Raw genomic sequence first — 19,660 nt, forward strand, 5'->3', positions numbered from 1 at the left:
CCGGCGACCCCGGGCCGAGATCCTGAAGGGAACGGAAATGTCCGAAACACCGGCCGAGAGTCCGGAGACCCCGAACCTCGACTTCCAGGGCACCACCCCTTACGAGGACTACGTCCAGGCGGATGTCCTCACCCACCTTCAGCACACCCTCTCCGACGACCCCGGCGAGATGGTCTTCCTCGTCACCACCCAGGTCATGGAGCTGTGGTTCACCGTCCTCGTCCACGAGTGGCACACCGCGGGGCAGGCGCTCCGCGAGGACGACATCCCGACGGCGATGGCGGCGCTCAAGCGCAGCACCTACGAACTCGAATCGCTCAACGCCTCCTGGAAGCCGCTCGCGCACCTCACCCCCGGGCAGTTCAACGCCTACCGCAGCGCGCTGGGCGAGGGCTCCGGATTCCAGTCCGCGATGTACCGGCGGATGGAGTTCCTGCTCGGCGAGAAGTCGGCGTCCATGCTCGTCCCGCACCGCGGCTCGCCGCGGGTGCACGCCGAGCTGGAGAAGGCCCTGCACGAGCCGAGCCTCTACGACGAGGTGCTCGGCCTGCTGCAGCGGCGCGGCCACGACATCCCCGCCGAACTCCTCGAACGCGACCTCTCGCTGCGCTACGAGCCCGACCCGGCCGTCGAGCGGGCCTGGCAGCGGATCTACTCCGCCGCCGAGGCCACTCCCGAGGCCACTCCCGGGGCCACTCCCGGGGCCGGCGCGGCCTCCGCCGGTGACGCCGATCTGCTGCGGCTGGGCGAGGCGCTGACCGAGGTCGCCGAGCTGGTCTGGCGCTGGCGCAACGACCATCTGGTGGCGACCCGCCGCGCGATGGGTTCCAAGACGGGCACCGGCGGCTCCGCGGGCGTGGCGTGGCTGGAGAAACGTGCCACCAAGAACGTCTTCCCCGAGCTGTGGACGGCGCGCAGCCATGTCTGACGCCTCGCTGCGGGAGAAGGCCGGGCGGCTCGACGCCGCCGACGGGCTCGCGAAGATCCGCGACCGGTTCACCCTCGACGAGACCGTCTATCTGGACGGCAACTCCCTGGGCGCCCTCCCCACCACGGTCGCGCCCCGGCTGCGGGACGTGATCGAGCGCGAATGGGGCAGTCTGCGCATCCGCTCCTGGGACGAGAGCGGCTGGTGGACCGCACCCGAACGGATCGGCGACCGTATCGGCGCGCTGATCGGCGCGGCCCCCGGCCAGGTCGTGGCCGGCGACTCCACCAGCGTCAACGTCTTCAAGGCGGTCGTGGCGGCCGTCCGGATGGCCGGGGAGGACCGCACCGAGATCCTCGTGGACGCAGCGACCTTCCCGACCGACGGCTACCTCGCCGAGTCCGCGGCCCGGATGACCGGCCGTACCGTCCGGCCCGTCGCGGCCGGGGCGATGGCGGACGCCATGGGCGACCGCACCGCCGTCGCGCTCGTCAACCACGTCGACTACCGCACCGGGCGGCTGCACGACCTGCCCGGTACGACGGCCGCCGCGCACGCCGCGGGCGCCCTGGTCGTCTGGGACCTGTGCCACAGCGCGGGCGCGCTGCCGGTCGGTCTCGACGCGCACGGGGTGGACCTCGCCGTCGGCTGCTCGTACAAGTACCTCAACGGCGGCCCCGGCGCGCCCGCGTACCTGTACGTCCGCCGCGATCTGCAGTCCCGTTTCGACTCGCCGCTGCCGGGCTGGAACTCGCACGCCGATCCCTTCGGCATGAGCTCCGACTACCTTCCCGCGGATGGCGCCGTCCGCGGCCGCGTCGGCACGCCCGACATCCTGTCGCTGCTCGCCCTCGACGCCGCGCTCGACGTCTGGGACGGCGTCGCCGTCGCCGACGTACGGGCCAAGAGCCTGGCGCTGACCGACTTCTTCCTCGACTGCGTCGAGCGGTACGTGCCGGCCGGCCGGGTCTCGTCGATCACGCCGGCCCCGCACGAACACCGTGGCAGCCAGGTCGCGCTGCGCTGCGACGACGCCGGCGAGGTCATGCGCCGGCTGACCGCCCGCGGTGTCGTGGGCGACTACCGGCGCCCCGACGTCCTGCGCTTCGGCTTCACCCCGCTCTACACGCGGTTCGCCGACGCGGAACGCGCCGCGCAGGTGCTCGCCGACGTGCTCCGCGAGGTCGACGAGGAGGCCGGTGCGAAGCCCGGCGCGGAGGTCGTGGAAGCTGGCGGCGAAGCCGGCGCGCCGTCCGGCCACGACGCCGGTGAAGGGAACCGATAACCGATGCCCGCCTCCACGCCCGAGCACGCCGCCCACCGCGCGCCGGCCCCGGCCGGCCCCGGCCCGGCGGACGCCGCCGCGAAGCGTGCGGAGGCGGAGGAGGCATCGGCCTTCGCGCACGCGGCCGTCCCCCCGGACGTGACCGCGGCCTACGGTGAACTGCCCGACCAGATCGCCGACTTCTACCGGCCGCGTACCGCGCCCGGTGTCCCCGCGCCGCTCGTCGTGGTGCTGCACGGCGGTGCCTGGCGCGCACGCTACGACCGCCGGCACATCTCGCCGTTCGCCGCGTACCTCGCCGGCCGCGGCTTCGCCGTGGCGTCGGTGGAATACCGCCGCGGCGGCGAGGAGCCGCCGTCCGGCGGCGACGGCAGCGCCTACCCGCGCGAGGAGACCCCGCCGGCGGGCCGTTGGCCGGACACGCTCGACGACATCGCCGCCGCCGTCGACGCCCTGCCCGCGCTCGCGGTGCGGGCGCTGGGCGCGGACACCGTGGACCCCCGGCGGGTCGTGCTCACCGGGCACAGCGCCGGCGGGCACCTGGCGCTGTGGGCCGCCGCCCGCAACGCCCTTCCGCTCGATTCCCCCTGGCATCGCCCCTCGCCTCCCCCGTTGCGCGGTGTCGTCGCCCTCGCGCCGATCGCGGACTTCGCGTCCGCGATCCGGCTGGGGGTGTGCTCCGACGCCGTCGTGCAGTTCCTCGGCGGGCCCGAGCACGTCACGGCGCGGCTGCCCCACGCCGATCCCGCCGCGCTGCTGCCCACCGGTATCGCCACAACCATCGTGCAGGGGACCACTGACAATGAGGTTCCGCCGCAGGTCGCGAGGGCTTTCGCGGCAGCCGCGGCCCTGGCGGGCGAGGAGGTCACCGAGGCGGTGCTGGACGGCATCGGGCACTTCCCGCTGATCGACCCGGCTGCCGCCGCCTGCGCCGTCGTCGCCGAGGAGATAGCGCAACTCGCCTGGTAGCGGGCGGCGCCGGCGACCGTCCGTGCCGCCTTCCGGCGGAGCCGTGTAGTCCTTGAGACGGATGCCGGGAGATCGGCTCCGGTGTGGACGACGCGCCGCCGTGAGCTGCCTAGTGTGTGAGCGTGACCGACACCGACCAGACCACTTTGCGGACCGAGCTCCGGATAGCCCGGAGCGCTCTGAAGGGGCTGCGTGACGACCTGGTCACCGACGCCTTCGCCTTCCGCCCGCTGCCGCCCCGCTCCACCGACGGCCCGGTCGTACACCGTCTCCCCGACCGGCTCCGCGACTCCGCGCGCCTGCTGCCGCACGCCTGTCTGGCCGCCTTCGCCTGCTTCCTCATGCTGGTGGGCTTCGAGTTCGAGAGCGAGCGGGGCGGAGCGGCACTGGCCGCCGCGCTCCTCACCGGGATCCCGCTCTTCACCGTGCTGTTCCGCCCGGTCGGCGGCTGGTGGCTGTCCTTCGGGGCCGCCTTTCTCAGCGGCGCCGCGGCCGGCCAGTTCTCGGTGTGGCCGTGGTCGGCCACCGGATTCGTCTCGCACCTGGTGGTGATGGCCGTCGTCGCGGGCCGCACCCGGCCCCGGGTCGCGGCGGAGATGTGGCTGCTGACGGTGCTTCTCGGCGCCGGGTTCGCGTTCACGACGCCCGGCCGGGAGTCGGACACCTTCGCCATGGCGTTCGTGTCGTTCCTCGTCCTGCTCACCGTGGTGCTGATCAGGGGCTGGCGCGAGACGCAGGCGAAGGTCGTCGAGCAGGTCGCGGTCACCCAGGTGGAGCGCTCGCGCCGCACCGTCCTGGAGGAGCGCACGACGATCGCCCGCGAACTGCACGATGTCGTCGCGCACCACATGTCCGTCATCGCGATCCAGGCCGAGGCCGCGCCCTACCGCGTCGACGACCCGCCGGCCGAACTGACCCGCAGCTTCGCGATCATCCGGGAGAACGCGGTGGCCGCCCTCACCGAGCTGCGCCGCGTCCTGGGCGTCGTGCGGGCCGACAACCCCGAGGCGTTCGCCGGCGGTGCCCCCGAGGCCCCGCAGCCCACCCTCGCCAACCTCGACTCGCTGCTGGCCAACGTCAGGGACACGGGCGCGGACGTCGACAAGGTGGTGACCGGCGCCGTCCGGACGCTTCCGCAGGGCGTGGAGCTCTCCGCGTACCGGATCGTCCAGGAGGGGCTCAGCAACGCGCTGCGGCACGCTCCGGGCGCCGCCACCCGCGTCGAGATCGGCTACGTCCTCGGCGGCCTCGGCCTGCGCGTGGTCAACGGCCCGGCCACCGAGGAGGTCAGGCCGTCCCACGGCGCCGGTCACGGGGTGCTGGGCATGCGGGAGCGGGTGTCGATGCTGGGCGGCGAGATGACGGCGGAACCCACCGCCGAAGGCGGCTACGAGGTGACGGCCTTCATCCCGGTGGCCGCCGAGCCGAAGCCGGAGCCGAAACCGGAAGGGGACCCCGGAGCGAAGCGGGAACCCGAACCGAACCCGCAACGGAAGCCCTGGCCCATGGTCAAGTCCACCGGGGACCCCGTATGACGATCCGGGTGCTGATCGTCGACGACCAGATGATGGTCCGGGAGGGCTTCTCGGTCCTGCTCAACGCGCAGCAGGACATCGAGGTCGTGGGGGAGGCGGTGGACGGCCGGGAGGCCATCGCCCAGGTGGCCGCGCTCCGTCCCGACGTCGTCCTCATGGACATCCGGATGCCCGAGGTCAACGGGCTGGAGGCGACCCGCGAGATCGTCGCGGCCGACGCCGACGCCAAGGTCCTCGTCCTGACCACCTTCGATCTGGACGAGTACGTCTACCAGGCGCTCCGCGCCGGAGCCAGCGGCTTCCTGCTCAAGGACGCCTCGGCGCGGCAGCTGGGCGACGCCGTACGGATCGTTGCCGCCGGTGAGGCGCTGCTCGCCCCGGCCGTCACCAAGCGGCTGATCGCCGAGTTCTCCCGGCTCGGTACGCCCAGGCCGCCGGCCCAGGACCGGGTCGGCGATCTGACCGACCGCGAGACGGAGGTCCTCGTGCTGGTCGCCCAGGGCCTGTCGAACGCCGAGATCGCCTCGCACCTCGTCGTCGCCGAGTCCACCGTCAAGACCCACGTCAGCCGGGTCCTGGTGAAGCTCGGGCTCCGGGACCGCACCCAGGCGGCGGTCTTCGCCTACGAGGCCCGTCTGGTGACCCCGGGAGGCTGACCGGCCGGAACGGACGCCTCCGGGGGCCGCAGGCCCGCAGAAGGCGGTCCAGGCGCCCTCTGGACGCACCGAAGGCCCCGCCCGGTGAGGGGCGGGGCCTTCGGCAGGTGGTTCGGTCAGCGGCTGCGCTTGGCGAGCCGCTCCACGTCGAGCAGGATCACCGCGCGCGCCTCCAGACGGAGCCAGCCACGGCCGGCGAAGTCGGCGAGCGCCTTGTTGACGGTCTCGCGCGAGGCGCCGACGAGCTGCGCCAGCTCCTCCTGCGTGAGGTCGTGCACCACGTGGATGCCCTCTTCGGACTGCACGCCGAACCGGCGCGACAGGTCGAGGAGCGCTTTGGCCACCCGGCCGGGCACGTCCGAGAAGACCAGGTCCGACATGACGTCGTTGGTACGCCGCAGCCGTCGCGCGACGGCGCGCAGCAGCGCGGTCGCGACCTCGGGCCGGGCGTTCAGCCAGGGCTGCAGGTCACCGTGGCCCAGGGCCAGGAGCTTGAGCTCCGTCAGTGCCGTGGCCGTGGCGGTCCGGGGGCCGGGGTCGAAGAGCGACAGCTCGCCGATCAGCTCGCCGGGGCCGATGACGGCGAGCATGTTCTCGCGGCCGTCGGGGGAGGTGCGGTGCAGCTTCACCTTGCCCTCGGTGACGACGTAGAGCCGGTCCCCGGGGTCTCCCTCGTGGAACAGCGCGTCGCCACGCGCGAGCGTGACCTCGGTCATCGAGGCGCGCAGTTCAGCGGCCTGCTCATCGTCGAGCGCCGCAAAAAGCGCCGCGCGCCGCAGAACGTCGTCCACGAGCTCTCTCCTTGTCGACATCGCCGGATGATCCCCGTGATGCCCGCTGGCAAAACAGTGCGATCAATCACAAGTCTGTCTTATGTATCGCCGTGCACGTGCCCCGGGGGTCCGATTGGGGGTCGGTTCCTTGTGGTCAAGGGCAGATGTCAGTGCCGAGCCTTAGGCTGGCCGGGTGTCTGATACGCCGAGTTCGCAGAAGAAACGGCAGGGTGGGACGGCCAAGCGGGTGACCCGGACCCCTGATTCCGCTGTGAGCGAACAAGCTTCGCTCAAGCCCGCCAAAAAACCGGAATCACGCATCGCCCTGGTCCGCCGGGCGCGGCGGATCAACCGTGAGCTCGCCGAGCTCTACCCGTACGCCCATCCGGAACTCGACTTCGAGAACCCGTTCCAGCTCCTCGTCGCGACGGTCCTGTCCGCGCAGACCACCGACCTGCGCGTGAACCAGACGACCCCCGCCCTCTTCGCCGCCTACCCGACACCGGAGGACCTGGCGGCGGCCGAACCGGAGCGGCTCGAGGAGCTGATCCGGCCGACCGGCTTCTTCCGCGCCAAGGCCAAGTCGCTGCTGGGCCTGTCGACGGCGCTGCGCGACCGGTTCGACGGCGAGGTGCCGAGCCGGCTGGAGGACCTGGTCACGCTGCCGGGAGTGGGCCGCAAGACGGCGAACGTCGTCCTGGGGAACGCGTTCGGAGTCCCCGGGATCACCGTCGACACCCACTTCGGCCGGTTGTCCCGCCGCTTCGGCTGGACCACCTCCGAGGATCCGGAGAAGGTCGAGCAGGAGGTCGGCTCGCTCTTCCCGAAGAGCGAGTGGACGATGCTCTCGCACCGGGTGGTCTTCCACGGCCGCCGTACCTGCCACTCCCGCAAGCCGGCTTGCGGCGCCTGCCCGATCGCCCCGCTCTGCCCGTCGTACGGTGAGGGCGAGACCGACCCGGAGAAGGCGAAGAAGCTTCTGAAGTACGAGCTGGGCGGTGCCCCCGGCCAGCGCCTGCAGCCACCGCCCGACTATCCGGGCGACCCGGCTCCGGCGCTGGGCGCCCCGGCGGCCACCGCGGCCATGACGCAGGGGAGCGAATGACGACGACACGTGGCGGCGAGGCGGCCGTATCGACCCAGGGGCTGCCCCAGTGGCTGCAGCCGGTGGCCCGCGCGGCGGGCGATGTGCTCCCCGAGCAGCTCAGCCGGTTTCTGCCGCCCGAGTCCGGCCGGGGCCGGCAGTCCGCAGTGCTGATCCTCTTCGGTGAGGGCGAGCACGGCCGCGACCTGCTGCTGATGGAGCGCGCGACGTCGCTGCGGTCGCACGCGGGCCAGCCGTCGTTCCCCGGCGGCGCCCTCGACCCCGAGGACGGCGATCCCGAGGGCGACGGCCCGCTGCGCGCGGCCCTGCGCGAGGCGGAGGAGGAGACCGGCCTGGACCCGTCGGGCGTGCAGATCTTCGGCGTGCTGCCGCGGCTCTACATCCCGGTCAGTGAGTTCGTCGTCACACCCGTGCTCGGCTGGTGGCGCACTCCCAGCCCGGTCGGCGCGGTGGACCAGGCCGAGACCGCCCGGGTCTTCCGGGTCCCCGTCGCGGACCTCGCCGACCCCGCCAATCGGGCGACGATGACCCATCCCAGCGGTTTCCGCGGCCCGGCGTTCCTCGTCGAGGGCGCGGTGGTGTGGGGATTCACAGCCGGTCTGATCGACAAGATTCTGCACTTCGCGGGCTGGGAGCAGCCCTGGGACCGGGGCAGGACGGTGCCGCTCTCATAGAACGGCATGAGACCGTGTGCTCGTGCTGTGTCTTCCTGGGGGGCAGCCCCGGGAACCCCGGCCGTTGCCCCGGTCGAGCTGGACCGTCCTCGCGAGGTCAACCTAGATGAACGTGCTGGACTTGTTGCTGTTGCTCGCGGCCGCGTGGTTCGCGGTCGTCGGCTACCGCCAGGGATTCGTCGTCGGCGTCATGTCGGTGATCGGGTTCCTGGGCGGCGGCCTGGCAGCGGTCTACCTGCTGCCCATGATCTGGGACAAGGTCACCGACGACTCCTCGCCGGGGTCCGTGGCGGTGGTGATCGCCGTGGTCGTGGTGATCGTCTGCGCCTCGGTCGGCCAGGCGTTCACCACCCATCTGGGCAACAAGCTGCGCACCCAGATCACGTGGTCACCGGCCCGCGCGCTGGACGCGGGCGGCGGCGCGCTGGTTAACGTCGCCGCGATGCTGCTCGTCGCCTGGCTGATCGGCTCCGCGCTGGCCACCACGGCGCTGCCGACCATAGGCCGTGAGGTGCGCTCCTCGAAGGTCCTGCTCGGCGTCTCCCGGGTCATCCCGCAGCAGGCCGACAACTGGTTCACCGACTTCAGCTCCACGCTCGCGCAGAACGGCCTCCCGCAGGTCTTCAGCCCGTTCGGCAGCGAACCGATCACCTCGGTGCCCGCGCCCGATCCCAGGCTCGCGAGCAGCGCGGTCGTCAACGACGCCCGTCGGAGCATCGTGAAGGTCGTCGGGACCGCGCCCAGCTGCGGCAAGGTGCTGGAGGGCACCGGCTTCGTCTTCGCCAGGGACCGGGTGATGACCAACGCCCACGTCGTCGGCGGGGTCAGCGAGCCCACCGTGCAGATCGGCGGCGAGGGCCGGCTCTACGACGCCCGCGTCGTCCTCTACGACTGGCAGCGCGACATCGCCGTCCTGGAGGTGCCGTCCCTCAACGCACCCGTGCTGAACTTCACCGCGGGCGACGCGCACAGCCGCGACGACGCGATCGTGGCGGGCTTCCCGGAGAACGGCGGCTTCGACGTCCGTGCGGCCCGGGTACGCGGCCGCATCCAGGCGAACGGCCCGGACATCTACCACCGGGGCACCGTGCACCGCGACGTCTACTCGCTGTTCACGAAGGTGCGCCAGGGCAACTCCGGCGGCCCGCTGCTGACCCCGGACGGCAGGGTGGCAGGCGTCATCTTCGCCAAGTCCCTCGACGACGCCGACACCGGCTACGCACTGACCGCGGACGAGATCCGCGACGACATCACCGCGGGCCGCACGGCGGACCGCCAGGTCGACAGCCAGGGCTGCGCGCTCTAGAAGGTCTTCCAAGGTCCCTGCGGGCCGTTCGGGATCGGCCGAACGGCCCCTGAGGCCCTGTCCGGGTCCCTGAGGCCCTGTCCGGCGCTAGTCGCTACGGGGGTGCCGCAGGCGCGCGCCCACCCAGCGGGCGCGCCGCCGGAGAATGCGGGGAATACCGATCTGATGCTCCCCCTCGGGGAGTACGGCCACAGGCGTCGCGCGGTTGACAGCTGCGACGAGATTGCGGCGGGTGCGTGATACATCACGGTAGTCGTGCGTCCAACCCATACCGAGCTACGTGCCCGCGCCCCAAGGTCGGTAATCGTGCGGCGGTCGGCCAATTGGCGTATGCGTCCGGCATTTGGCTGATCGTCAGACAGTCGTACCGGACTGTCCACCCGTCTGACGTCCCGTCCGGCGGCCGATTCTTCAGGGTGACTAGCGGTCCGGCTCGGGGTCCTTCAGCCAGTTGATCAGCTCGGTCGAGAACGCGACCGGGTCCTCCTCGTGCGGGAAGTGCCCCAGCCCGTCGAAGAGCCGCCAGCGGTACGGCGCCTCCACGTACTCACCGCTGCCCGCGGCGCTGCGGGTGCGCATCGCGGAGTCCAGCGAGCCGTGCAGATGCAGGGTCGGGACCCGCACCGGACGCTTCATGCGCCGGTTGAACTGGATGCCGTCGGGGCGGGCCATCGAGCGGACCATCCAGCGATACGGCTCGACGGCGCAGTGCGCCGTCGAGGGAATCTGCATCGCCTGCCGGTAGACGTCGACCGTCTCCTCGTCCGGCAGCAGCGGTCCTGACCAGTCCCGGATCAGCCGTCCGACCATCGCGGAGTCGTCCGCGATCAGCTGCCGCTCCGGCAGCCATGGCCGCTGGAAGCCCCAGATGTAGGAGCCGGCCGCGCTCTGCTTCATGTCGGTGAGCATCGCCGTGCGCCAGCGCCGGGGGTGCGGCATCGAGCACACCGCCAGCCGGCGCACCAGCTTCGGGCGCATCACCGCCGCGGTCCAGGCGAGGTAGCCGCCGATGTCATGGCCGACCAGCGCGGCGTCCGGCTCGCCGAGCGAGCGGATCACCCCGGTCACGTCCAGCGCCAGGTTCGCGGGGTCGTAGCCGCGCGGCGTACGGTCGCTGCCGCCGACCCCGCGCAGGTCCATCGCGACCGCGCGGAAACCCGCGTCGGCGAGCGCCGTCAGCTGGTGCCGCCAGCTCCACCAGAACTGCGGGAAGCCGTGCAGCAGCAGCACCAGCGGGCCGTCGCCGGCCTCGGCGATGTGGAAGCGCGCGCCGTTCGCGGCGACATCCCGGTGAGTCCAGGGTCCGTCGAGCCGTGCAACCGAGGAATTACCAGCGACCGTCATGAAGCTGAGCGTGTCACACCTTGAGGTCGTCGGTGGTCCTGGACTCCAGGGGGCGCGGATGCGGCTTGACGCTCTGGAGTACGGCTGCCGTCTGCTTGGCCGAGGCGATGCTGCGCTCCGGCTTCTTCACCTTCTTGAACTTCGCCCGCGCGAACACCCCGAGGATCAGGGCGATCAGCACGTACGCGCCGCCGACGATCAGGAACGACCAGGCCAGACCCAGCCCGAGGGCGTGGATGCCGTAGGCCGCCGCCATGCTGAACATCGGCAGGGCGAAGAACGCCAGGGTGACGGCGCCCACGATCGCGCCGCTGCCGAGGCCGACCCGCTTGACGTCCTCACGCAGTTCCGCTTTGGCGAGGGCGATCTCGTCATGCACCAGGGCGGACATCTCCGCCGTGGCGGAGGCGAACAGCTGTCCGAGACTGCGGCTCGCGCCCTCGGCCTGCTCCACTGCGCTCATCGCATCCTCCGTCGGTATCCGTCATGCCCGGCTACCAGGTGGTAGGGACTGTTACCCACAGATCATGCCTCAGTCCCCGTCACCCGCGCCTCTGACCCGGGCCAGTTCGGCGAGCCTGCGGTGCTCGACGGCCTTCCGTTCGAGGATCTCGGCCATCCGCAGGTGGTACTCCGGCTTGTCCTGCTCGTAGATGTCCGGGATGCCGTCCCCGTCCTCGTCGCGCTCCTCCTCCTCGCACATCGCCCGGTACTTGTTGTTGCGGAGCTTGAGCAGGATGCCCGCGATGACGGCCGCGATCAGGGACCCGATCAGGACGGCCGCCTTCACCTCGTCGGCCAGCACCGGGTCCTCGTCGAAGGCGAGTTCGCCGATCAGCAGCGACACGGTGAAACCGATCCCGGCCAGTGAGGCGACGGCGAGCACATCGGGCCAGCGGAGCTCCGGGTTGAGCTCCGCCCGGGTGAACCGGGCCGCGAGCCACGTGCCGCCGAACACGCCCAGGGTCTTGCCGGCCACCAGGCCGAGCACCACGCCGAGCGTCTCGGGCTGGGAGAAGACATCGGTGAGCGCGCTGCCGGAGACGGCGACACCTGCCGAGAAGAGGGCGAACAGCGGCACCGCCAGGCCGGCGGAGACGGGGCGCACCAGGTGCTCGACGTGCTCGCCCGGAGAGTGCTCCTCGCCCTCCCGGCGGGTACAGCGCAGCATCAGGCCCATGGCGACGCCCGCGATCGTGGCGTGCACGCCGCTGTTGTACATCAGCCCCCAGATGACCAGGGCGAGCGGCAGGTAGATGTACCAGCCGCGCACTTCCTTGCGGAGCAACAGCCAGAAGACCAGCAGGCCGAGCACAGCGCAGCCGAGGGCCACGAAGTTGATCGACGAGGTGAAGAAGACCGCGATGATCAGGATCGCGAAGAGGTCGTCGACGACGGCGAGCGTCAGCAGGAAGGCGCGCAGCGCGGACGGCAGCGAGGTGCCGATGACCGCGAGCACGGCCAGCGCGAAGGCGATGTCGGTGGCGGTCGGGACCGCCCAGCCGTCGAGCGCGCCGCCGCCGACGGTGTTGACCACCACGTAGACGAGCGCGGGTACGGCCATGCCGCAGACGGCGGCGATGACCGGGAGCGCCGCGGCGGACGGCGTCCGCAGCTCACCGGCGACCAGCTCGCGCTTGAGCTCGATCCCGGCGACGAAGAAGAAGACGGCGAGCAGCCCGTCGGCCGCCCAGTGCTGCACCGACAGGTCCAGCCCCAGGGAGGACGGGCCGAAGTGGAATTCCCTGACCGTCTCGTAGGTGTGGTGCGCCGGGGTGTTGGCCCAGATCAGCGCGGCGACGGCGGCGATGAGCAACAGGATGCCGCCCACGGTCTCGGCGCGCAGTGCGTCGGCGACGAAGGTCCGCTCGGGGAGGGACAGCCGGCCGAGGAGGACGGAACGGCGGGTGGGCGCGGTCGCGGGCTGGTCGGTCGCGGGTCGCTCGGTCACAGGTCGAAGACCTCCGGTCGGTCGGTCATCCACTGGACATGGCTGACTCCGTTGCCGACCAGACTTCCCGGCGCACCTTGTGTACTGACGCGTTCCTGACGCGGGGACCAGCTTATCGGGTCACGCGCTGTGCCGTCCGGCGATCGTCATATTACGGACATGAGGGGCTCCCGGCCTGCTGCCGGGAGCCCCTTGTCGGCCGTCCGGACCCTCTCAGGCCCTGCGGTCAGTCCTCGCTGGTCGCGCCCGGCAGGTTGGTCTGGATCAGATCCATCACCGAGGAGTCCGTCAGCGTGGTGACGTCACCGAGCTCGCGGTTCTCGGCGACGTCGCGGAGCAGCCGGCGCATGATCTTGCCGGAACGGGTCTTCGGCAGCTCGCTGACGATCAGGATGCGCTTGGGCTTCGCGATCGGGCCCAGCGTCTTCCCGACGTGGTCGCGCAGCTCGGCGACGAGCGTGTCGGAGTCCGAGGCGGTGCCGCGCAGGATGACGAAAGCGACGATGGCCTGGCCGGTGGTCGCGTCGGTCGCGCCGACGACCGCCGACTCGGCGACCTTCGGGTGCGAGACGAGCGCCGACTCGACCTCGGTGGTCGAGATGTTGTGGCCCGACACCAGCATCACGTCGTCCACCCGGCCGAGCAGCCAGATGTCGCCGTCCTCGTCCTTCTTGGCACCGTCACCCGCGAAGTAGCGGCCCTCGAACCGCGACCAGTAGGTGTCGATGTAGCGCTGGTCGTCGCCCCAGATGGTGCGGAGCATCGACGGCCACGGCTCGGTCAGCACCAGGTACCCGCCGGAGCCGTTCGGCACCTCGCGCGCCTCGTCGTCCACGACGGTGGCGGCGATGCCCGGCAGGGCGCGCTGCGCGGAGCCCGGCTTGGTGGTGGTGGCGCCCGGCAGCGGGCTGATCATCATCGCGCCGGTCTCGGTCTGCCACCACGTGTCCACGATCGGGCAGCGGTTGCCGCCGATGTGCTCGCGGTACCACATCCACGCCTCGGGGTTGATCGGCTCGCCGACGCTGCCCAGCACCCGCAGCGAGGACAGGTCGAACTTCGCGGGGATGTCGTCGCCCCACTTCATGAACGTCCGGATCGCGGTGGGCGCGGTGTAGAGGATCGTCACGCCGTACTTCTGGACGACCTCCCAGAAGCGGCCCTGGTGCGGGGTGTCCGGGGTGCCCTCGTAGATCACCTGGGTGGCGCCGTTGGAGAGCGGCCCGTAGACGATGTACGAGTGGCCGGTCACCCAGCCGATGTCGGCCGTGCACCAGTAGACATCGGTCTCCGGCTTGAGGTCGAAGACGGCGTGGTGGGTGTAGGAGGTCTGGGTGAGGTAGCCGCCCGAGGTGTGCAGGATGCCCTTCGGCTTCCCCGTCGTGCCGCTCGTGTAGAGGATGAAGAGCGGGTGCTCGGCGTCGAACGCCTGCGGCGTGTGCTCGGCGGACTGCCGCGTGACGATGTCGTGCCACCAGACGTCACGGCCCTCGGTGAACGCTGTCTCCTGGCCGGTACGGCGGACCACCAGGACATGCTCGACCTGCGGACACTTGGCGACCGCCTCGTCGATGGCGGGCTTGAGCGCCGACGGCTTGCCGCGCCGGTAGCCGCCGTCGGAGGTGATGACGAGCTTGGCGTCGGCGTCCTGGATGCGGGACGCGACGGCGTCGGCCGAGAAGCCGCCGAAGACCACGGAGTGGGCGGCGCCGATCCGGGCGCAGGCCAGCATCGCGACCACGGCCTCGGGGATCATCGGGAGGTAGACCGCGACCCGGTCGCCGGCCTCGACGCCCAGCTCGGTGAGCGCGTTGGCGGCCCGGCTGACCTCGTCCTTGAGCTCGGCGTAGGTGAGCGAGCGGCTGTCGCCGGGCTCGCCCTCGAAGTGGATGGCGACCCGGTCGCCGTTGCCCGCCTCGACATGGCGGTCGACGCAGTTGTACGCCACGTTGAGCTTGCCGTCGGCGAACCACTTGGCGAACGGCGGGTTCGACCAGTCCAGCGTCTCGGTCGGCTCGGTGTCCCAGCTCAGCCGGCGCGCCTGCTCGGCCCAGAAGGCCGGGCGGTCGGACTCGGCCTGTGCGTACGCATCCGCGGTGACGTTGGCGGATGCGGCCAGCTCGGCCGGCGGAGCGAAACGCCGCTCCTCCTTCAACAGATTGGCCAGGCTCTCGTTGCTGCTCACGCCAACTCCTTGTCAGACTGTCCCAGATGTCCCGGCCATAGCTCATCAGGCCGCGGGCGCGATGACAAGAGTCGCAGGATAATTGGTTTAGACCTGTAGCGTGAGCGGCCCCGTTCGGGGCCGCGCGGCGTGTCGCTCCGCCGCCCGGCCCCGGCCGGTGTCAGACCGCGTCCAGCACCTCCGGATGCACCGCCGAGAACGCCCCCGTGGCGTGGTCCAGGACGTACGCCTGGGCCTCGGCGACATGGAAGTACATGCCCTGGAGCTCGAGCTTCCCCTCCGCGTAGCGGCGGGCCACGCACGGGTGGTCCAGCAGGTGCTCCAGCTGTTGGACCACGTTGGCCAGGCTCAGCCGCTCCAGATCGTCGGCCGGTGCCCGGTCCGTCATCCCGGGACCGCCCCGCGCCAGCCGCTCCAGGCTCGGCCGGCCGTGTCGCAGCCAGCGGGCCAGCGGGGTCTGCGCGCCGGGCGCGTGGTCGCTGCCGAGCAGCGCCTGCATGGCGCCGCAGCCGGAGTGCCCGCAGACCGTGATGCTGCCGACCTTCAGTACGTCCACCGCGTACTCGACGGCCGCGGCCACCGAGTCGCAGGAGTTGTCCGAGCCGGGCGGCGGCATCAGATTCCCGACATTGCGGACGGTGAAGAGGTCGCCGGGACCGCTGGAGGTGATCATGCTGGTCACCAGCCGGGAATCGGCGCAGGTGAGGAAGAGCTGGGTGGGCCGCTGGCCCTCCCGCGCCAGCCGCGCCAGCTCGTCGCGCACCAGGGGTGCGGTGTTGCGCTGGAAGTTGCTGACGCCCCCGAGCAGCTGGTTGCCGGCCGGTGCGGTGACGGTGGCGGCGCTCGGCCGGGTGCAGTGGTGGTTGCGCCACGGCGTCCAGGGCCGGCAGGCGTGCGTGCTCGCCGGTTCGCTGACGGTCCCTCCGTTGCGGTCGCCGAGCATGGCCCAGCCGCCGCGGGCACGGTGCCGGTCGCACCACGACTGCAGCGCTTCGTACGCCGCGTGGTCCATGAACGAGCCGTCCAGCTCCACGACGGCGTGCGCTCCGTCCGGCACTTGGGCGAAGGCCCGGGTGAGCCGGGGCACCGCGAGGAACGTCAACTGCCCGCGGGCCCGCACCCGGTAGCCGCCCGCCTCCTCGGAGACCGTGATACGGGTGCGGGTGAGGCGGCGCAGCGCGGTGAACGCCGCTACCGCGATCCCGGCCACCACGCCCTCCAGTACGCCGAGCAGCAGCACGCCGCCGATGGTGGTGACGTACACCGGGAACTCCTGGTGCCGCCGTACGTTTTTGATGTGCGCGAAGCTGACCATCTTCACGCCGACGAGCAGGACCAGGACGGCGAGGGCGGCGAGCGGGATCAGATCCAGCACGCCGGCCAGCAGGCTCGCGCACAGCACCACCCCCACCCCGTGCAGGACGGTGGACCAGCGCGTCACGGCTCCGGCCCGGATGTTCGCCGAGCCGCGCATCGCGCCGCCGGCCACCGGCAGACCGCCGAGCAGCCCGGAGACCACGTTCGACGCGCCCTGGCCGAGCAGTTCACGGTCGAGCCGCGCGGGTCTGGCCTGCCGGTCCGGGTACGCGGACTGCATCTTGTCGAGCGCGACCGCGGACAGCAGCGATTCCATGCTCGCGACGAGGGTGACGGTGACGACCGCGGCGAGCAGGCCGAGCACCGGGCCCTCCGGCAGCCGGGGCAGCACCGGAGCGTTCCACGACGGCAGATCGACGCGCGGCACGGTCAGCGCGAGACCAGCGGCCGTGGCGGCGGCGACCGCCGCCAGCGCCGCCGGGACCGCCCGCAGCGCGCGCACGGCTCTGTTTCTGACGTTCTTTCCGGGCAGCCGGGGCCAGCCGACGAGGACGACGGCGGTGAGCGCGCCGATCCCCAGGGTGGCCGGGCTGGTGGCCGCCAACTGGCGTGGCAGCGCACCGAGGTTGGCCAGGGCGGAGCCCTGAGCGGTGCCGCCGAGGATGACGTGCAATTGCCCGACGGCGATGGACACGCCGATCCCGGCGAGCATGCCGTGCACGATGGCGGGGCTGACGACGAGCGCGGCCCGCGCCACCCGCAGGGCGCCGAGGGCGACCTGGGAGAGGCCGGCGAGCACGGTGATGGCGCAGGTGGTGCGCCATCCGTAGCGCTGTACGAGTTCGGCGGTGACGACCACGAGGCTGGTGGCAGCCCCGCTGACCTGCAACGGGGCCCCGCCGAGCAGCCCGGCGACGATACCGCCGACGGCTGCGGCGACAAGGCCGGACTGGAGGGGCGCACCGGTGGCGAGGGCGATACCGAGCGACAGCGGCACGGCGATCAGAAAGACAGTGATCGAGGCGGACAGATCGGACCTGTGAGGCGTCTGCATGGTTCCCGTCTCCTTCAGGGCGGCGGGACGTGGTAGCCGTACGTAACTGTATGGCTACTCTCAAGCGTCGGTAAAAGGAGAGTAATGCGGATATACGGTTCGGTGAAGTCCGTAGATCCACTCGGGCGGAGATTTGCTCCTATCGGGTGAATCGGGGAGTGGTTTGGCCGGTCGTGACGGCCAAATCGCGGGAGCATGTCAGTTTTTGCTCTCGAATCCCTGCTCTCCCCTTTGGATCGAGGTTCGTATGCATTCCATGCGGAAGACCACGGCCCTGGCGGCTGTAACCGCGTTGGCATTCGGCGCGGTGGGTTGTTCGAGCGGTTCCAGCGGTTCCAGTTCGGGAGGGTCCGGGCAGAGCAGCCGGCAGCACGACGGTCCTGCCGCGGCCGTGCAGAAACCACCGGCGCGGGTGATGAAGCTGATCGGCGACGGCTCCACCGCCGAGACCGGGGCGCAGCCCAACCAGCCCAAGTTCGAGCGGCTCGCGCCGGGCGAGAAGCCCCCGCAGTTCGTCGTCTTCTCCTGGGACGGCGCGGGAGAGGACAGCCAGAAGCTGTTCTCGCACTTCCGCGAGGTCGGCAAGGAGAACAACGCGGCCATGACGTACTTCCTCAGCGGCGTCTACCTGCTGCCCGGGGACCGCAAGGAGGTCTACGCGCCGCCGCGGCACTCGCGCGGTGCCTCCGACATCGGCTTCACCGACCGCCCGGAGATGACCGACACGCTGCAGCAGATCCGGCTGGCGTGGCAGGACGGCAGCGAGATCGGCACCCACTTCAACGGCCACTTCTGCGGCCCGAACGGCGGGGTCGGCACCTGGTCGTCCGAGGAGTGGAAGAGCGAGATCGAGCAGGCCGAGGGCTTCGTCAAGAACTGGAAGACGAACAGCGGCCTCACCCAGCTCGCCCCGCTGCCGTTCGACTACAGCAAGGAGCTGGTCGGCGGCCGCGCCCCCTGTCTGGAGGGCCAGCGGAACCTGATCCCGGCCGCCAAGGCGATGGGCTTCCGCTACGACGCCAGCTCGGTCGGCGGGCGGCAGGTCTGGCCCTCGCAGATCGACGGCGTCTGGGACTTCCCGCTCCAGGACATCCCGGTCCCCGGCCGCGCCTTCGAGACGCTGTCCATGGACTACAACTTCCTGGCCAACCAGTCCGGCACCACCAAGGGCGACCCGTCGATGCGCGACTACTGGGGCCGGCAGATGGAGAACGGCCTGGCCGCCGCCTTCGACCGCGCCTACACGGGCAACCGGGCGCCGATGTTCGTCGGCAACCACTTCGAGTCGTGGAACGGCGGCGTCTACATGAAGGCCGTCGAGTCCACCATCAAGTCGGTGTGCAACAAGGACGGCGTGCGGTGCGTGTCGTTCAAGCAGATGGCGGACTGGATGGACGCGCAGGACCCGGCCGTGCTGCAGAAGCTGCGCACGCTGGACGTCGGGCAGGCGCCGAAGGAGAGCTGGCCGGCCCTCCTCGCGGCACCTGCGGCCCCTGGCGCGCCTGCGGCTTCGGCGGGCGCCGCCGGACCCGGGTCGAGGGTCAGCTAGGCGACAGCGCGCCGGCGGCGGTCATCGCCCCGGCCTCGCCGAGGACGAAGACGGGGTCGACCTGGGATGCCAGGTCGGCGCCCGTCTTGGCGTTGCCCCAGCTCTCCGCGTTCTTCAGATGGAAGTGCACCATCTGGCGGGTGTAGCGGTCCCAGTCGCGCGCGTCGTACGAGGCGTCGGCCGTCTCGTGCATCGTCCGCAGCGCGCGGCGGTTGGTCTCCTCCAGCAGCTCGAAGCTCGGCGGACGGCCCTTCTCCATCGCGCGCACCCAGTCGGAGTGGCCGACGGTGGCCAGCAGGTCGTCACCCGTCTCGTCGCGCAGGAACGCCAGGTCGTCGGGGCCCTGCACCTTGTTGCCGATGACGCGCAGCGCTACGCCGAAGTCGCGGGCGTACTCCTTGTACTGGCGGTAGACGGCGACGCCCTTGCGGGTCGGCTCGGCGACCAGGAACGTCATGTCGAACCGGGTGAACATCCCGGAGGCGAACGAGTCGCTGCCGGCCGTCATGTCCACCACGACGTACTCGCCGCGCCCGTCGGTCAGATGGTTCAGGCACAGTTCCACCGCTCCGACCTTGGAGTGGTAGCAGGCGACGCCGAGGTCGGACTCGTTGAACGGGCCGGTCGCCATCAGCTGCACATGGGCGCCGTCGTCCAGGGGGACGGTGCGGGCGCACGCGGCGTAGACCGGGTTCTCCTCGACCACCCGCAGCAGGCGTGAGCCGCTGCCCGGCGGAGTCGTCTTGATCATGGTCTCGACGGAGGCGATCCGCGGGTTGGTGCCCCGCAGGTACTCCTTGATCTCCGGCAGGTGGGCGCCCATCGCGGGGAACGCGGCGGCCTCCGCCTCGTCCAGGCCGAGGGCCGGGCCGAGGTGCTGGTTGATGTCCGCGTCAACGGCGACGACGGGCACGCGGGCGTCCGCGAGGTGGCGGATGAACAGGGAGGACAGCGTGGTCTTGCCGCTGCCGCCCTTTCCAACGAAAGCGATCTTCATGTTCGCCAAGAGTAGTCGGACATCTACGGGCG

17 protein-coding genes are annotated in these 19,660 nt (G+C 71.3%); 9 read left to right on the top strand and 8 right to left on the bottom strand.

Annotation, left to right across the window (positions count from 1 at the left end; translation table 11 throughout):
• Positions 1-37 precede the first annotated feature (37 nt).
• From C8250_RS23570 to C8250_RS23590, 5 genes are all read left to right on the top strand, one after another.
• A complete protein-coding gene (locus C8250_RS23570) occupies positions 38-928 on the top strand; it encodes a tryptophan 2,3-dioxygenase family protein (protein ID WP_138357067.1) in 891 nt (296 codons plus the stop codon).
• Entirely contained in the window at positions 921-2,213 is a 1,293-nt protein-coding gene (gene kynU, locus C8250_RS23575) for a kynureninase (RefSeq protein ID WP_138357068.1), read from the top strand. The genes C8250_RS23570 and kynU overlap by 8 nt, the downstream gene beginning before the upstream one ends.
• A gap of 3 nt (positions 2,214-2,216) precedes the next feature.
• Positions 2,217-3,182 (top strand): alpha/beta hydrolase, encoded by a 966-nt coding sequence (locus tag C8250_RS23580; RefSeq protein ID WP_138357069.1) that lies wholly within the window; start codon positions 2,217-2,219, stop codon positions 3,180-3,182.
• 122 nt (positions 3,183-3,304) lie between these two features.
• Complete coding sequence (locus C8250_RS23585; protein ID WP_138357070.1) at positions 3,305-4,717, top strand: histidine kinase; 1,413 nt, start codon at positions 3,305-3,307, stop codon at positions 4,715-4,717.
• A complete protein-coding gene (locus C8250_RS23590; protein WP_138357071.1) occupies positions 4,714-5,373 on the top strand; it encodes a response regulator transcription factor in 660 nt (219 codons plus the stop codon). The genes C8250_RS23585 and C8250_RS23590 overlap by 4 nt, the downstream gene beginning before the upstream one ends.
• Positions 5,374-5,489: 116 nt before the next feature.
• Here the strand turns inward: C8250_RS23590 and C8250_RS23595 are convergent, their stop codons facing one another.
• On the bottom strand, positions 5,490-6,164 hold the full coding sequence (locus tag C8250_RS23595; protein ID WP_138357072.1) for a Crp/Fnr family transcriptional regulator: 675 nt from the start codon (positions 6,162-6,164) through the stop codon (positions 5,490-5,492).
• A 253-nt stretch (positions 6,165-6,417) separates the two neighbouring features.
• Here C8250_RS23595 and nth point away from each other — a divergent pair, with 253 nt between their 5' ends.
• The 3 genes from nth to C8250_RS23610 all read left to right on the top strand — a co-directional run bounded on the left by nth (position 6,418) and on the right by C8250_RS23610 (position 9,231).
• Positions 6,418-7,251, top strand: coding sequence for an endonuclease III (nth, locus tag C8250_RS23600; protein ID WP_244809324.1), 834 nt, complete (start codon positions 6,418-6,420; stop codon positions 7,249-7,251).
• Positions 7,248-7,925 (top strand): CoA pyrophosphatase, encoded by a 678-nt coding sequence (locus C8250_RS23605; RefSeq protein WP_138357074.1) that lies wholly within the window; start codon positions 7,248-7,250, stop codon positions 7,923-7,925. The genes nth and C8250_RS23605 overlap by 4 nt, the downstream gene beginning before the upstream one ends.
• A 106-nt stretch (positions 7,926-8,031) precedes the next feature.
• Positions 8,032-9,231, top strand: coding sequence for a MarP family serine protease (locus tag C8250_RS23610; protein WP_138357075.1), 1,200 nt, complete (start codon positions 8,032-8,034; stop codon positions 9,229-9,231).
• Between the two features lie 87 nt (positions 9,232-9,318).
• Here the strand turns inward: C8250_RS23610 and C8250_RS43670 are convergent, their stop codons facing one another.
• The 6 genes from C8250_RS43670 to C8250_RS23635 form a co-directional block, all read right to left on the bottom strand.
• The gene (locus C8250_RS43670; protein ID WP_138357076.1) at positions 9,319-9,501 is read right to left on the bottom strand and encodes a hypothetical protein; all 183 of its coding nucleotides are present in this window, start codon (positions 9,499-9,501) and stop codon (positions 9,319-9,321) included.
• A gap of 150 nt (positions 9,502-9,651) precedes the next feature.
• Positions 9,652-10,575 carry an alpha/beta hydrolase gene (locus C8250_RS23615; protein WP_138357077.1) on the bottom strand — a complete coding sequence of 308 codons (924 nt, stop codon included), beginning with the start codon at positions 10,573-10,575 and terminating at the stop codon, positions 9,652-9,654.
• Between the two features lie 13 nt (positions 10,576-10,588).
• On the bottom strand, positions 10,589-11,038 hold the full coding sequence (locus C8250_RS23620; RefSeq protein ID WP_138357078.1) for a phage holin family protein: 450 nt from the start codon (positions 11,036-11,038) through the stop codon (positions 10,589-10,591).
• 69 nt (positions 11,039-11,107) lie between these two features.
• On the bottom strand, positions 11,108-12,526 hold the full coding sequence (nhaA, locus tag C8250_RS23625; RefSeq protein ID WP_138357079.1) for a Na+/H+ antiporter NhaA: 1,419 nt from the start codon (positions 12,524-12,526) through the stop codon (positions 11,108-11,110).
• Positions 12,527-12,752: 226 nt separating this feature from the next.
• On the bottom strand, positions 12,753-14,711 hold the full coding sequence (gene acs, locus C8250_RS23630) for an acetate--CoA ligase (RefSeq protein ID WP_138357080.1): 1,959 nt from the start codon (positions 14,709-14,711) through the stop codon (positions 12,753-12,755).
• A 160-nt stretch (positions 14,712-14,871) separates the two neighbouring features.
• Positions 14,872-17,082 carry a SulP family inorganic anion transporter gene (locus tag C8250_RS23635; RefSeq protein WP_138357081.1) on the bottom strand — a complete coding sequence of 737 codons (2,211 nt, stop codon included), beginning with the start codon at positions 17,080-17,082 and terminating at the stop codon, positions 14,872-14,874.
• Between the two features lie 256 nt (positions 17,083-17,338).
• Between C8250_RS23635 and C8250_RS23640 the strand changes: the two genes are divergently transcribed.
• A complete protein-coding gene (locus tag C8250_RS23640; RefSeq protein ID WP_244809326.1) occupies positions 17,339-18,631 on the top strand; it encodes a hypothetical protein in 1,293 nt (430 codons plus the stop codon).
• Here the strand turns inward: C8250_RS23640 and C8250_RS23645 are convergent.
• A complete protein-coding gene (locus C8250_RS23645) occupies positions 18,624-19,628 on the bottom strand; it encodes an ATP-binding protein (RefSeq protein ID WP_138357083.1) in 1,005 nt (334 codons plus the stop codon). The genes C8250_RS23640 and C8250_RS23645 overlap by 8 nt on opposite strands.
• Positions 19,629-19,660 lie beyond the last annotated feature (32 nt).

This window comes from Streptomyces sp. So13.3, assembly GCF_005860785.2.
Classification (GTDB): Bacteria; Actinomycetota; Actinomycetes; order Streptomycetales; family Streptomycetaceae; genus Actinacidiphila; species Actinacidiphila fildesensis.